General features: G+C 45.1%; 17 protein-coding genes. 5 read left to right on the top strand and 12 right to left on the bottom strand.

Annotated features, from left to right (window positions below):
* The first annotated feature begins 281 nt into the window (after positions 1-281).
* Together pflB and pflA are read left to right on the top strand one after the other, a co-directional pair.
* Positions 282-2,510 (top strand): formate C-acetyltransferase, encoded by a 2,229-nt coding sequence (gene pflB / locus DW640_RS12545; protein WP_016268114.1) that lies wholly within the window; start codon positions 282-284, stop codon positions 2,508-2,510.
* Positions 2,511-2,526: 16 nt separating this feature from the next.
* Positions 2,527-3,252: a pyruvate formate-lyase-activating protein gene (pflA, locus tag DW640_RS12540; RefSeq protein ID WP_055229047.1), complete on the top strand. Its 726-nt coding sequence runs from the start codon at positions 2,527-2,529 to the stop codon at positions 3,250-3,252.
* Here pflA and DW640_RS12535 read toward each other — a convergent pair.
* The 3 genes from DW640_RS12535 to DW640_RS12530 are packed head-to-tail and all read right to left on the bottom strand — an operon-like array spanning position 3,245 to position 4,411.
* The gene (locus DW640_RS12535) at positions 3,245-3,694 is read right to left on the bottom strand and encodes an N-acetylmuramoyl-L-alanine amidase (RefSeq protein WP_008766752.1); all 450 of its coding nucleotides are present in this window, start codon (positions 3,692-3,694) and stop codon (positions 3,245-3,247) included. The two genes, pflA and DW640_RS12535, sit on opposite strands and share 8 nt — an antisense overlap.
* Positions 3,681-3,848, bottom strand: a complete 168-nt coding sequence (locus tag DW640_RS23745) for a hypothetical protein (RefSeq protein WP_008760439.1) — start codon at positions 3,846-3,848, stop codon at positions 3,681-3,683. The genes DW640_RS12535 and DW640_RS23745 overlap by 14 nt, the downstream gene beginning before the upstream one ends.
* Before the next feature lie 59 nt (positions 3,849-3,907).
* Positions 3,908-4,411: an HU family DNA-binding protein gene (locus tag DW640_RS12530; protein WP_008760438.1), complete on the bottom strand. Its 504-nt coding sequence runs from the start codon at positions 4,409-4,411 to the stop codon at positions 3,908-3,910.
* 193 nt (positions 4,412-4,604) lie between these two features.
* Here DW640_RS12530 and DW640_RS12525 point away from each other — a divergent pair, with 193 nt between their 5' ends.
* Together DW640_RS12525 and DW640_RS12520 are read left to right on the top strand one after the other, a co-directional pair.
* Entirely contained in the window at positions 4,605-4,835 is a 231-nt protein-coding gene (locus DW640_RS12525; protein WP_008760437.1) for a DUF4248 domain-containing protein, read from the top strand.
* Between the two features lie 86 nt (positions 4,836-4,921).
* Positions 4,922-7,036 carry a BT4734/BF3469 family protein gene (locus tag DW640_RS12520; protein WP_048694168.1) on the top strand — a complete coding sequence of 705 codons (2,115 nt, stop codon included), beginning with the start codon at positions 4,922-4,924 and terminating at the stop codon, positions 7,034-7,036.
* A 69-nt stretch (positions 7,037-7,105) separates the two neighbouring features.
* On the opposite strand, the gene DW640_RS12515 is transcribed toward DW640_RS12520, so the two are convergent.
* The gene (locus tag DW640_RS12515) at positions 7,106-7,411 is read right to left on the bottom strand and encodes a helix-turn-helix domain-containing protein (RefSeq protein ID WP_008760436.1); all 306 of its coding nucleotides are present in this window, start codon (positions 7,409-7,411) and stop codon (positions 7,106-7,108) included.
* Entirely contained in the window at positions 7,392-7,724 is a 333-nt protein-coding gene (locus DW640_RS12510) for a type II toxin-antitoxin system RelE/ParE family toxin (RefSeq protein WP_008766756.1), read from the bottom strand. Before DW640_RS12510 ends, DW640_RS12515 begins: the two co-directional genes overlap by 20 nt.
* A 167-nt stretch (positions 7,725-7,891) precedes the next feature.
* On the opposite strand from DW640_RS12510, the gene DW640_RS23980 reads away from it, so the two are divergent.
* A complete protein-coding gene (locus tag DW640_RS23980) occupies positions 7,892-8,158 on the top strand; it encodes a hypothetical protein (RefSeq protein ID WP_225637524.1) in 267 nt (88 codons plus the stop codon).
* Between the two features lie 115 nt (positions 8,159-8,273).
* Here DW640_RS23980 and DW640_RS12500 read toward each other — a convergent pair whose 3' ends face one another.
* The 7 genes from DW640_RS12500 to DW640_RS12470 all read right to left on the bottom strand — a co-directional run bounded on the left by DW640_RS12500 (position 8,274) and on the right by DW640_RS12470 (position 14,390).
* Entirely contained in the window at positions 8,274-8,585 is a 312-nt protein-coding gene (locus DW640_RS12500; protein ID WP_008760432.1) for a helix-turn-helix domain-containing protein, read from the bottom strand.
* The gene (locus tag DW640_RS12495) at positions 8,557-8,898 is read right to left on the bottom strand and encodes a type II toxin-antitoxin system RelE/ParE family toxin (RefSeq protein ID WP_008760431.1); all 342 of its coding nucleotides are present in this window, start codon (positions 8,896-8,898) and stop codon (positions 8,557-8,559) included. The genes DW640_RS12500 and DW640_RS12495 overlap by 29 nt, the downstream gene beginning before the upstream one ends.
* 92 nt (positions 8,899-8,990) lie before the next feature.
* Positions 8,991-9,245, bottom strand: a complete 255-nt coding sequence (locus DW640_RS12490) for a hypothetical protein (protein ID WP_016268119.1) — start codon at positions 9,243-9,245, stop codon at positions 8,991-8,993.
* Between the two features lie 17 nt (positions 9,246-9,262).
* Complete coding sequence (locus DW640_RS24315; protein ID WP_016268120.1) at positions 9,263-9,397, bottom strand: hypothetical protein; 135 nt, start codon at positions 9,395-9,397, stop codon at positions 9,263-9,265.
* Positions 9,398-9,537: 140 nt separating this feature from the next.
* Positions 9,538-11,613 carry a family 20 glycosylhydrolase gene (locus DW640_RS12480; protein ID WP_117578290.1) on the bottom strand — a complete coding sequence of 692 codons (2,076 nt, stop codon included), beginning with the start codon at positions 11,611-11,613 and terminating at the stop codon, positions 9,538-9,540.
* Between the two features lie 13 nt (positions 11,614-11,626).
* A complete protein-coding gene (locus DW640_RS12475) occupies positions 11,627-13,342 on the bottom strand; it encodes a DUF4091 domain-containing protein (RefSeq protein WP_117578288.1) in 1,716 nt (571 codons plus the stop codon).
* A gap of 10 nt (positions 13,343-13,352) precedes the next feature.
* Positions 13,353-14,390: a hypothetical protein gene (locus DW640_RS12470; protein WP_117578287.1), complete on the bottom strand. Its 1,038-nt coding sequence runs from the start codon at positions 14,388-14,390 to the stop codon at positions 13,353-13,355.
* Between the last annotated feature and the right edge of the window lie 9 nt (positions 14,391-14,399).

The following is a 14,399-nucleotide window of genomic DNA, read 5'->3' as shown; positions in this document are numbered from 1 at the left end:
GTTTTCAAGACCGCCGCAATCGACCACTCTGCCACCTCTCCAAAACTTCCTTGTCAGAAGTGCTTTTCGTTAAAAGCGGTGCAAAGGTACGAAGATATTTTAAACTTGCAAGAGTTTTCACTAAAAATTTAATCTAATCTTTTCCTAAGGATAGCAATTAATAGGTATTTTATGTTGAAAAGCATAAAATAGAGCATATTTATGCTGATTATATGAAAAATGATTGTAACTTTGTGCGCTCTAAAGAATAGGATAACTACAACCTCTAATTTTATCATTTTATGGAATTAAACAAGATCTTTAAAGACGGTCTTTGGAGCAGCGAAATCAACGTCAGAGATTTCGTAAGTCATAACATCACTCCGTATTACGGAGATGCTTCATTCCTCGAAGGACCTACAGAACGTACCAAAGCCGTATGGAACCGCTGCCTCGAAGCACTGGCAGAAGAAAGAGAAAACAACGGTGTCCGCTCATTAGATAATGTTACCGTATCAACCATCACTTCCCACAAGGCCGGATATATCGACAAGGAAAACGAACTGATCGTCGGCCTGCAGACAGACGAACTTCTGAAACGTGCCATCAAGCCTTTCGGAGGTATCAACGTAGTCAGCAAAGCCTGTCACGAAAACGGCGTGGAAGTGGACGACCGCGTAAAAGATATTTTCACTCACTACCGCAAGACGCACAACGACGGAGTATTCGACGTATATACGGAAGAAATCCGTTCCTTCCGTTCGCTGGGATTCCTTACCGGACTTCCCGACAATTATGCACGCGGACGCATCATCGGTGACTACCGCCGTATGGCTCTTTACGGCATCGACCGTCTGATCGAAGCAAAGAAGGAAGATTTGCACAACCTCACCGGTCCGATGACAGAGGCCCGCATCCGCCTGCGCGAAGAAGTGGCAGAACAGATCAAGGCACTGAAAGACATGAAAGTGATGGGCGAATACTACGGTCTCGACCTGAGCCGTCCCGCTTACACGGCACAAGAAGCCGTACAGTGGGTATATATGGCTTACCTTGCCGCCGTCAAAGAACAAGACGGTGCCGCTATGTCACTGGGTAACGTTTCTTCTTTCCTCGATATCTATCTGGAATATGAACTGAGCAAAGGAACCATCACCGAATCGTTCGCGCAAGAGCTGATCGACCAGTTTGTCATCAAACTGCGTATGGTCCGCCACCTGCGTATGCAATCATACAACGACATCTTTGCAGGCGACCCGACCTGGGTAACCGAATCTCTGGGCGGACGTCTCAACGACGGACGTACCAAAGTGACAAAGACCTCCTTCCGTTTTCTGCAGACATTGTACAACCTCGGCCCTTCACCGGAACCGAACCTGACCGTACTCTGGAGCCCGGAACTTCCGGAAGGATTCAAAGAATTCTGTGCAAAGGTTTCTATCGACACTTCTTCTATCCAGTACGAAAACGACGACCTGATGCGTGAAGTACGTCAGTCCGACGACTACGGAATCGCCTGCTGCGTATCATACCAGGAAATAGGCAAGCAGATTCAGTTCTTCGGTGCCCGTTGCAACCTGGCCAAAGCCCTGTTGCTTGCCATCAACGGCGGACGTTGCGAGAATACCGGTACAGTCATGGTGAAGAACATCCCCGTACTGACCAGTGACACGCTGAAGTTCGAAGAAGTAATGGACAACTACAAAAAAGTGCTGACCGAAATCGCCCGCGTATATAACGAAGCGATGAACATCATCCACTATATGCACGACAAGTATTACTACGAGAAGGCCCAGATGGCTCTTGTAGATACGAACCCGCGCATCAACCTGGCTTACGGTGTAGCCGGACTTTCCATCGCCCTCGATTCACTGTCTGCCATCAAATATGCGAAAGTAACTGCCCGCCGCAACGATATCGGCCTGACAGAAGGTTTCGACATCGAAGGAGAATTCCCTTGCTTCGGTAACGACAACGACAAGGTAGACCACCTTGGCGTAGACCTGGTATACTTCTTCAGCGAAGAATTGAAGAAATTGCCAGTTTACAAGAATGCCCGTCCTACCCTCTCCTTGCTGACTATCACTTCCAATGTGATGTACGGCAAAAAGACCGGTGCTACTCCCGACGGACGTGCCAAAGGTGTTGCCTTCGCTCCGGGTGCCAACCCGATGCACGGACGCGACAAGAATGGTGCGATCGCTTCTCTGAGCTCTGTAGCGAAACTTCGTTACCGTGACTCACAGGACGGTATCAGCAACACCTTCTCTATCGTTCCGAAATCACTGGGTGCTACGGACGAAGACCGTATCGAGAACCTCGTAACGATGATGGACGGTTACTTCACCAAAGGTGCTCACCACCTGAACGTAAACGTACTGAACCGTGATATGCTGTACGATGCCATGGAGCATCCGGAAAACTATCCGCAGCTGACTATCCGCGTTTCCGGCTATGCCGTAAACTTCGTGAAGCTGAGCCGCGAACACCAACTGGAAGTTATCAGCCGTAGCTTCCACGAACGTATGTAATCTATTACTCTATATGATGATAAACGTACATTCATACGAAAGTATGGGAACATTCGACGGGCCGGGCTTACGGCTCGTCGTTTTTCTTCAAGGATGCAACTTCCGCTGCCTCTATTGCGCCAATCCGGATACGATAGCAGGAAAGGGAGGCACGCCTACCCCACCGGAAGAAATCGTCCGCATGGCAATGAGCCAGCGCCCCTTCTTCGGGAAACGAGGAGGAATCACTTTCTCCGGAGGCGAACCGACGTTTCAGGCGAAAACACTCGTCCCGCTGGTCCGCGAACTGAAAGAAAAAGGCATCCATGTCTGTCTGGACAGCAACGGAGGACTTTGGAACGAAGACGTAGAAGAATTATTCAGACTGACCGATCTTGTGTTATTGGATATAAAGGAATTCAACCCCAACCGCCATCAGACGCTCACCGGAAGAAGCAACGAGCAAACCATCCGCACGGCCGCCTGGCTGGAAGAACAGGAGAAACCTTTCTGGCTACGCTACGTGCTAGTGCCCGGATACAGCGATTTTGAAGAAGACATACGCGCACTGGGAGAAGCACTCGGAAAATACAAGATGATCCAACGGGTGGAAATACTGCCTTACCATACACTGGGCGTACATAAGTACGAAGCGATGGGACAGGAATACAAGATGAAAGGGGTAAAAGAAAATACCCCCGAACAGCTTGAAAAAGCTGCGGAGGTATTCAAAGAGTATTTCACTACGGTGGTAGTTAATTAATGGAGAATTCTCCAATGACCTCAAAGCAAGGGCATTCTTTAATCCGTTCCCAAGGATCTACGATCCCATTATAGTTGGTGTCGGGACTTAAATCCCGATGCCCTACTACTTTAGCTTCCGGATAACGCTGCAACAATTCGTGTACCAAGCGATGTAGCGCCTCCTTCTGACGGGGTGTACGCGTATCCGCAGCTTTTCCATTCTCATCCAGACCGCCCTCATAACATACACCTAAGCTGATCGCATTATAGCCACGTGCATGAGCTCCGACCGTATCTTCATCCCGCATCGGCTCAATCTCGCCCGACTTGCGTATATAATAATGATACCCCCAGCACGAAAAGCCACGATAACGGTGAGCCGTATCCACATCCTTTGCCGTAAAGTCGCAATCGACACGGGTGGCGGAACAATGGATCACAATCAGACTAATCTTTCTCATGTTCCTTTTCCCTTTCCGTCGTTTTCACTTTGCACACCTCCTTACAAGTAGTATGATAGCGCACTTCTCTCACCACCCTGTCCCGCTTTCTCTTTCCGAAGAAAGGAATCAGATACATGATCACATCTAAAATCCGACTTACTATTTCTTTCATCTTATCAAAATATTAATGGAAGTTATTCTAATTCGTTATTACCTTGACCCGTCTGCCAATTATACCGTAGGGTCCGGAGCCTCTTCATCACCGGAGCCATCACCACCGGAATCCGGATTCTTGTCAGGGTCTTCTCCCCCGCCATCGCCTGCACCCGCCTGCGCCACCGCACGAGTCTGCACTTGCTGATAACTCAGAATCTTCATCAACTCCGCCAGCGTCTTACCGGGGCGGAAAATAAGATGCGCCCCCTTAATCATTGAACCGGAAAATTCCTTGACCGATGCCGCACCTTCACTGTTGAGTCCTATCTGCAAACTGCCCAAATCGCCCAGTCTCGCAATTCTTCCTGCCTTCAACGCACGCTTCACTTCGTAAAGAATACCCGAAATAGCCGCACGTACATCCGTTTCCGTACAAGTAGAACGACTGGTGATCGCTTCGCACAACTCTTCAAAGTCCAACTCTCCCGACGCCTGCGCCTGTGCATAATACTTTGCCGGTTCGCTCTTTTTTGCAGGATTCTTGCGCGGCACCACTGAATAAGATACTGTCATTGCCATAATAAAATAATTTTAAAGTTTATAATACATAGGATGCATCCCCTTCTTGTTAACAGCACAAAGATAAGGATAGCCGGACAAGCCATATTCCCCAACGAAGTTTCTTGATTCCCAACGAATAAAAACGAAGTCAAACCTTTGAATAACAAGGAATTTTATGTAACTTTATAGCATAAAACAAGAAGAAAACATCATGAATTACAAAGAAGATTCTTTCCTTATCCGCACCTATACCAAAGCGGAACTGGCTCACCTTTACAATCCCCATGTCTGCCTCAAAGTTGCTTTACAAATACTTCGTCGTTGGATTATTTACAACCTCCCTCTCCTGCACGAACTCGAACAGGAAGGCTACCGCGCACGCAACCGTCTCCTTTCGCCGAAACAAGTGGCAACTATCATACACTTTTTGGGCGAACCGTAGTAACTTATTGCCATTTTATACAAAGTTCCTTTACACATTTCCGCAAAGAAGTTCCTTTGCATCGACAAACAATAATCAAAATAAAAATGAAACATTTCACCATATTTCAAGGTTTCTACTACGCAATAGCAGAGATGACCGAAGAAGAAATAGTGTCCACTATCGGCAGTTTTACCTACCGGGAAAAAGTCGAAGAAATACGCCGCATCTTTGCAGAGCAAGGAGAAAAGGCTGCCAATGAGAAGAAAAAAGAATTGCCGGCAATCGCCTTCTCCGCCAGCTACCGAGGAAGGCGTACCAAAGTGAACCTCGTCAAATATCTGGGACACATCGTGATAGACATCGACCACCTCAGCAAAGAAGAATTGGCACGCATCCTCCCTATCATCAAGAGATGCGATTACACCCGCATCGCCTTTATCAGCCCCAAAGGGATGGGCGTGAAAATCATAGTACGCGCATGCCATCCGGATGAGACATTGCCCGAAACCCTTCAGGAAATAGAAGACTTCCATCATGCAGCTTACACCAGACTCGTTTCTTTTTACACCGAACTCTGTCAGATAGAAATCGACACCTCCGGTCAGGATGTGGCACGCACTTGTCTGTTCTCTTACGATCCGGAGATTTATTTCAATCCGAACGCTGACGCTTTTCTTGTAGATCAACCTCAGGCATCCTACAAGGTTTCAAATCGTAAAAATCTCTCCGGCAGTAAACAACAGACTCCTCCGGACGGCCCCCCGACGAATGAAGACACAGCGCTCAACGCCCATTCCGCCAACGCTTCTCTGGTGCTGACTTTAACCTACTATCACAACAAGTCCGAAAAATACATAGTGGGCAACCGGAACAATTATCTGCACCATCTCTCATGTACCTTCAATCGCTACGGCATTCCGCAGGAGGAAGCATCCGCCTTTATCAAAAGCCAGTTTACAGACTTTCCGGCGGACGAGACAGCCTCTTTGATCAATAGCGCCTACGCTCATACCGACGAATTTAATACCTGTAAGCTAAATGGCACGCAGAAACGAATATTACGGATAGAGCAATATATCAGCGAGCACTACGAAACACGCTACAACGAAGTGCTGCATATCATGGAATATCGCAGAAGGCATCCCGACACCGAGAAACCGGAGCCTTTCCGCATCTTGGATGAGATGATGGAAAACAGTATCTGGATAGAAATCAACGAACTGGGATATGCCTGCACTGTCAAAACAATCGAAAATCTGATTTACTCCGATTTCAGCCAGTCGTATCATCCCATTCGCGAGTATTTTGAATTACTGCCCGAATGGGACGGAACCGACTATATCCGTATCCTGGCGGATAGTGTCCAGACGAGTCATCAGGAGTTTTGGGCGGAATGCCTGGAACGTTATCTGGTGGCGATGTGCGCAGCGGCTACTCAAGAGAATATTGTCAATCACACGGTACTTCTGCTATGCAGCGAGATACAGAACATAGGAAAGACTACCTTTATCAATAATCTCCTGCCTCCCGAACTGCGTGCTTATCTCTCTACCGGACTAATCAATTCGAACAATAAAGATGATTTAGCCAAAATAACGCAGGCCATGCTGATCAATCTCGACGAGTTTGAAGGGATGAGCGGTCGGGAACTGAATGCATTCAAAGATTTGGTAACGCGCAAAGTGATCAGTTTCCGTCTGCCTTATGCACGCCGTTCGCAAAACTTCCCTCATACGGCCTCTTTTGCAGGAACCTGCAATTATCAGGAAGTGCTTCACGACACGACAGGCAACCGGCGTTTCCTTTGTTTTCATCCTTATTCCATCCAATTTATTACCATCAATTATGCGCAGCTCTATGCTCAGATCAAATATCTGCTGAATAAGCCGGGATATCAATACTGGTTCACGCAAGCGGACAATGAACGGCTTGAAGAGAATAACGAGGCTTTCATCTTTCATTCACCGGAAGAAGAAATGGTTCTTACGCATATCCGCAAGCCGGAACGTTTCGAGAAGGTTTATTATCTGACTGTCAGTGAGATTGCGGAACTAATACGTGAGCGTACCGGTTATCAGTATTCCATCGGATCAAAAATACAGTTGGGGAAGGTGATGACTAAGCACCATTTTGAATCTAAAAAAGGAAATAACGGGCGCCGATATGCCGTATTTATTATAGATATCGAGCAGGTAAAATCAAACAGGCTGTATGAATAGAAGCGGGAAAGCCTTGTGAATATAGCAAAATGCAGAGTCATCTTGACAGATACTCTGCATTTATTGTTTTTACAAAATCATTGAAAATTCGATTTTACAGCCTAACGCATTCATTATACGATAGAAAGTAGATACTTTAGGCTCTGTCTGACCACTTTCTACTCTTGAAATATAAGAACGGTCAGAGCCGATACGCCGGGCTAATTCAGCCTGAGTGATTTTAGCCTTTTTTCTTGCGTCCTCGATAATCTGTCCTGTATAAAAGGCGTAGGCCTTTTCTTCTGCCTCTGCACGAGAAGCTGTTCCTTCCTTACCAAAACGCTCATCTATTAATGCACTGACATTAAAGAATTCCTCATTTGTTTTTGCTTCCATAATACTCCTTTCTTAATATCTTTGCTTTATCAATTTCTTTCTTTGGTGTTTTTTCGGTTTTCTTTTGAAAACCGTTAAACAGAATCACAATACGCCCTTCGTCGAAACAAAAGAATATTCTATATATATTGCTTTGGTACTCGATACGAAGTTCATAAAGTCCTTCTTCTATCAACCGCATAAATTTCAAAGGTATTCTGTCTTGTGTCTGCAATAACATTAGCACATACAATATCTTATCTTGGGTGCCAGCATCTAAATTTTCAAAGAATTCTTTGAAGTATCCTTTATATGCTATTATTTCTCTTTTCATAACGCAAATATAAGGAATGTTGTTCAACTATACAACACATTTCCTCGTTTTATATTATTTTTCATCATCTTCACCCCCAAAAGTGAGAGGAGTGAGAGAGGAATTGAAACTTTTTCTATTTTATTTCTTTATTTCTACTTTCTATATTTCTCTAAAAAAAAATACGAATGTTAGAAATCCTCTCTCACTCCTCTCACTTTTTACCTTTTCTTTCTCCAAAAAGACGGCGGAAAATCGGAAAAACACAACCGTCTTTTTTCAATTTCCCACCGCATTTTCAAATCAGCCCACCAATTGAAGCAGACTTCAGGAAATATTTGTCATCTTTGATGTGCAAAAGATCAAAAGAATCAGATATGGACAACTTGATGCGTAAACTTCCTATTGGAATACAAACCTTTGAAGATATACGAAGGAAGAATATCTTATTGTAAAGATCGGAATGGAATTTAGTGCAGAAAGCCGGAACTTAAATCGTTGGTTAATCGAAGTGATAGGAAAGTAAAATATGAAAAACCGAAGGATTAAGATATCCTTCGGTTTTTTCGACTATATACCCATGATTGGTTTTACGATTTCAATCTTCAATCCTAATGCATTAATAATTCGGTAGAATGTTCCTACACTTGGATTTATAGCTCCGCTTTCAATACGTGAGATATACGATTTAGTTGCATTGATTCTCTTTGCTAATTCAGACTGAGTTACTTTTGCTTCCCGTCGTGCATCCAACAGTATTTGACCAGTATAAAAAGCGTATGCCTCTTCATCGAACTTTTCACGTTCCGGAGTCCCAGGTGCTCCGAACTCCTTATCAAGTTCTGCGCTGATATCAGTCAGCATGTTGTTTTTTGTACTCATAATATTCCTCCTTTATTTTTAATGCCTTATCTATTTCTGATGATGGGGTTTTCTGTGTTTTCTTATGGAAGCCATTAAATAAAACAACTATTTGCCCTTCATCAAAAATGAAAAAGATACGGTAAATGTTTCCGTTATATGATATACGTAGTTCATATAGACCATCACGTATAACCTTTATAAATTTTATAGGCAAACGGTCTTCTGTTCCAAGCAATGAAAGCACATATTTCACTTTTTGAATTTCCTTTTCTGTCAGAGTGGCAAGAAAATCCTTGTAGTATTGACCGTATGCTATTACTTTTCTTCTCATTGTGCAAATATAATAAAAGTTTCAATATCATACAACTTTTAAAGTCGAATTTATACTGCTAACGGGCTTAAATTCCCTCTCGGGTACTCATTTTATTCGAATTTCCCTTCCGAATAATCTGAAAACTCCCCGGCACGTTCTTTCTTCTCATACGAGACCAACGTTTCGATACTGAGCGCTTTCCCGTTCTTAGGGCTTATGACATCTATCACACTTGACAAGGACCGGAACGTCTGTTCGCAATTCGCGTCTCCATTATACGTCAACCTCCCCCGGTCAATGGCACCTAGAATAACAGAAACATACCGTTTCGGATCTCCCCGATATTCGATAACAGTGGGCGTCATTTGTTCTTCTTCCCGAATCAGTTGGACGACAATTCTTTTTTTTGGTCAATCAGCTCCAACAGTTTTTTACTATGCACACTGATTTGTGCATCTACTTCACGAAGTTCATTCTTCAATGAACAAAACAATTCATCACTCAATGAATTTTCCATAAAAACGATTTTTATTAATTATAAAAAAGCCATTCCGGAAAGCACAGCTATTGCCTGCTTCCCGAAATGGTGACTAATACCTTCAAAAACACTACGCTGTATTGTCCTCAACAGAACAATACGATATTTAAAATCTAAGGTTAGTTATCTTTTTGTTCTTTCAACCATCTTTCCACTTTTTCTACCATCGGCATTTCATACAGAAATATCCAGTCACTGTTGTTACTTAAAGCAGACAAGTGATGATGGTGGTTCTGGTCGGCAATATGCCCCTCCGGACTCTCCATAAAACGAGTTTGCGAATAAGTCTTTTCAAATTCAGCACGCATACTTTTGAAGGAGTTACAAACGTCACCTATCCTTACTAATGCTTGAAGACGTTCTTCATCGTTTTTTGTACTGTCATAAACCTCTAAAACTTCCAACAATTTCACCGGATAGTGAAACAGTTCGTTCGTCTGTTTATAAATATCCAACGTGTAGCGATTGCGTAAAGCTGCCTGTTCAGCCACTTTCAAGCCTTTACAAATCTTCTCATAACGCGCCGATTCAATGCGGACGGTATCCAGTCTTCCCTGATATTTCCGCTTCCATTCTCCCGGTTTCTCCGAATCCGGCAAATCCAGCAACCGGAATGTTTCCGATACTCCCCAAGCAGGATTTCGCGTGCCGGAAACGACTAATGCCTGATCAAAGAAGAAAGCAGCTTTCTCCATTTCTGTCAGAAACTCCATTTGCTGACCGGACAATCCGAACTCCCTCCGGGCGTGCGCCCGGATAAACTCATCCACAGTCCGCCCGTCCGGATGCCAACTATATTCGCCCTGTGCTATAAGTCCGCGCATCACCGTTTCCCAATGGGCAGAGGCATCATCCCAAGCCGTGGCAAGGATGCCCTTCAACTGATTTTGAGAAACAAGTTTGCAGAAATCTTTAATATATTGTGCCCTAGAGTTGTTTCTGGGCATAAACGGGGTTTCACCGGTCGCTGCTGCGGTAGCTCCCATTACATTCAGTCCATTCTTATGATACCATTTCAGGAGCATCTGATGGGACAAGACGGTAGGGTCTTCGTAATGCCAACGCATATAGATGCAATTCTTCGGGAACATCTTGATAGCTTCGTCCAGCCGGGAGGTATTCCAGTTCTTACGAATTTCATCATCGGTGAGCGGGCGATGCAACAACCACCAAAGGTCGGCATACTTCAAAGGCATATCATCCCAGAAGATGGGAGTTCTGTCATGTTCCACAGCAAAGTCGCAAACCTTTTTGAGCCAGATCATCTGCAATTCAAAAGCTGTTTTTCCGGTCGCTTTACAACGTTCGTCTATGCCGATAGCCGTTATTTCATCTCCACCGATATGAAGATACTTGCCATCAGGCATGGCTTCCATCGCATCCCGGTAAAGATCAAACTGTAACTCATAGGTACGCGGGTCGGAAGGACAGAACTCCCAGTCACTATACGGATTTTCCCGCAGTTCCCAATGGCGTTTCAGGATAAAGCCGGCGTGTCCCAATCCTTGTACTAAGGGACTGATTTCAATATTACGTTCTTTGGCATAGCGACTGATAGCCTGCATCTCTTGTTTGCTGATGGCGTTGGGGGCGCCCACTTCGGGACGGCGGGTATAGCGCAGCTTGTCTTCCACTTCCCAAATGATGGCATTCACCTTATAGCGGGCCAGTTTATCAATGGTCCGATAGTAGTATTCCGTCCGGTCCAGATGATGCTTCGTATCAAAGTGAACGGCACGGTAAGAGATTTCGGGATAATCCGTCATTCGGAGACATGGAATAGGGATACGAAGGTCACGACTATCCTCCATCAGTTGTTCCAAGGTCTGACAACCGTAGAACAATCCTGCTTGTCCACGCGATTGGATCGTTACTCCCCGGGATGTGATTTCCAGCGTATATCCTTCCGGAGATTCGGGTGTGTTCTGTTCCGACAGGGAAAGTGTAATACCTGCTCCTTGTTTTTCAATGCGGGGTAAAGCGTCCAGCAATGTTCCTAAAACGGGGATTTTACTTTCGCCTTTCGATACGATATATCCCAGTTCACTACCTGCTATCCCCTGCCCTTTCAATATCTCTATGTTCTGGGGTAAAGGGAGTATCTGAAAACGTGGGTCCAGTCCCTTTGCCTGCGACATGGCGGAGACAAGTATAAACAGCAGTACGAAAGCTATTTTATTCTTTAATTTCTTCATTATCTATTTCTGTTTAATCATTTGCAGATAGTTCTTTCAATGTTCCTTCGGCTATTCCTACCCACTTGGCGGCTTCACGCCCCGAAGCAGAGGTGAAATTGCGGATAGCTGCGTCCAGTTGTCCGTTGTTCAGTATACGTGCCTTTTCATAATCCTGAATGCCTTCCCGCAGCAGTTCCAGACGGATGCTGGAGATGGGAACAGCGGCGGCGGTATTTTCGCTGCGATAAATCATATTGAAGTCGCCGGACGCATTACTTCCATCCTGTGCACTGGTAGGGTCAGACTGTGTCCAGTAATCGTATGCCCAGCGCAGATATCCGTCAAATCCTTTTGCCAGCGCATACCACGCCATCCACGACATTTCTGCCGGATTGGTTTGCGCCGTAACGTAGTTGTTCGGGTATTGCTGCGAGCAACTGGTGTAGAAGGTAGAAACGGCATTGTCCGACTGGCGCTCGTAGCCTAAAATGGTCGAATAATCATACAGGCTGTTCTCTATCCCGCTATCGACATTTCCTCCCGACAGTCCTATTTTCCAGTTCGCATCGTTCTCTTTGATTAAAGCTATGATTGACTTCATACCGTCTTCTTTAATCTCATCCATATAAAGCACGGTTTTGTCAAACCAGCCTTTTTCTTGCAGATGCGTCTTGAAAGAAGTCAGGAAAGCAGCCCACACTGTGTTGTATTCTTCCGTACCGATGGTGAGTTCCAATGTCCGGTCCGTGCCCGACGCATCTTTATATCCGACAGACGTCTTCCATCCGGCCAAAGAAAAACAGCTGATCTGTTTATTGATTCCCCATTCCATCATTTTCCCGACATATTTATCAAAATCGGTATAGTCGAATATCCACTCGTCGGAACTGTTTTTCGACCACTTCACCATCGTTTGTCCGCTATTGAAAGCACCGTCCTTGATATACGTGGTGATTACCTTCTGCCCGGCATCTGCCAACAGTTGATAAAACGGCTTCATCATCGCAAAATATTCGTCGGAGAAAGGAACGACATTTTCTCCGTTGTCCCGACACAGAGTTGTCAATTGGAAAGGGAACTGCCATAAATCAAGATGGAAACTCCAATCGGCTACCGCAGGCAACTGATGATCTACGACAAGCAATTCCAGATTAAACTTCTGCTTCACTTCATTGGCTGATTTCACCTGAATGGTTCCGGTATATATGCCCGGTACGGCATCTGCCGGCGTGTTTATGGTCACCCATATCTTAACGGGATCTTGAGTGGTGAGCGTTGTGACGGGTACTTCGGAAAGGGCATCGGCAATCAAGGTAGTGGTGCGGCTCTCATAATTTCCACAATCGAGTGCCTGATCGTCTCCCTTTATATAAGAAGGGAAACGAAGTCGGATATTGGAGGCAGAGATGCTGTTCGCGTCGCTCACCAGATCCGAAACTTCATAAGTGAGGTCGTCATATTTTTTATCTCCTGACCATAACACTATCTGTTTGTGTGTACGGTCGTTCTGCCAAAGGGTGTCTTTCCAAAGGGTGACGATCTTCGCTTTTTCCATCTGAGCTTCGTGTTGTTGACCTTTGGAGTATCTCACAAACTTACTTTCGAACGAACCCCGCAGGGTAGTAACGGCAGGATCTACGGGAACGACAGGTTCTTCCCAGTTGTCGGTTGGCAACCCCTCGGTACAGGCTATTACTCCATAAGCCAGTGAAAACAAAAATATACTGCTTAATAAGAATTTCTTCATAATTGTTGATTTATCTCGTTATAGTATAATCATAAAAAGGTGTACTCAAGTCTAATTCTATCCGGTACATACCAGCTTCGTCAATAGTAATATCCGTCCCTGTCTCCGACAGTCTGACAATACCATCGGACGCCCCATACGTTACAGTCGGATCACCGGCAGAGACCGGAATAGTGGTAAATTTCAATTTTCCGGCTGTAAGTTCTGTCGTCAAAGACCACTTGCGGGCGTCAGAATTGTAGACCATTGCTTTCACCGTTCCTACGGCTGTCCCCGTAACAGCCCATTGTGTCTCCAGTAAAACGATCTGACGGGTAGTGAGGTCAAAATTAACTTTCCAGATGCCCGGAGAGACAATTGAAACATTGCCTCCAGTAGTTGTCCAATCTCCCCAGGGACCGTCACACGGATAATAGCCGGTTCCCGGAGAGGATTTCTCCACCATCGCTAAAGTTCCATAAGATTGTCCGCCGCCCAATCCGGCGCTAACATCAAAATAGGCGGACTGGTCGGATTGCACCAAGCCGATGTTGTTCCAGCTCGTATTTGTCAAGTCTATATATCCTTCAAACAGATTATTATAGGTAATGGAAGCAATGGTCTGTGCCGTTTCTGTATTCAGGCCATAGTAATCTCCTTTCTCACCCGACATTACCAAATACATTACCGGAGGAGGATTATAACTCATCTCCAGTAGAAAAGTCTCAGCTTGTGTCCCCTTCGTCCATTCCAATGCAAATTGGTTATTCCTGAAAGTAATCACATCTCCCACATTTATATTGACCGTAGCCGAAGGGTCGGAAACGTCTATCTGTTTCACTATGGCAGTAGTGGAAGGCTGATTGACTGCCACCAACAATGTTTTACTCAACAAACCATCCTCCTGCAACAGAGGGGTAGCCACATAGTCCGTTCCGTTCACTTCCAAGACTAATCCCGAAATAGGCGAAACAAGGGTAGGATTCTCCGGATAAGAATCTTCACTGCAAGAAACGACTCCTATCGCCAGACACAAAGTGATTAAAATCAAAGTTATATTTCTTTTCATATCATTCTT

This window comes from Bacteroides sp. AM23-12 (genome assembly GCF_003434395.1).
Taxonomy (GTDB): Bacteria; Bacteroidota; Bacteroidia; order Bacteroidales; family Bacteroidaceae; genus Bacteroides; species Bacteroides thetaiotaomicron.
The sequence above is the reverse complement of the archived record's forward strand: the minus strand, read 5'-3'. Positions and strand labels throughout refer to the sequence as shown.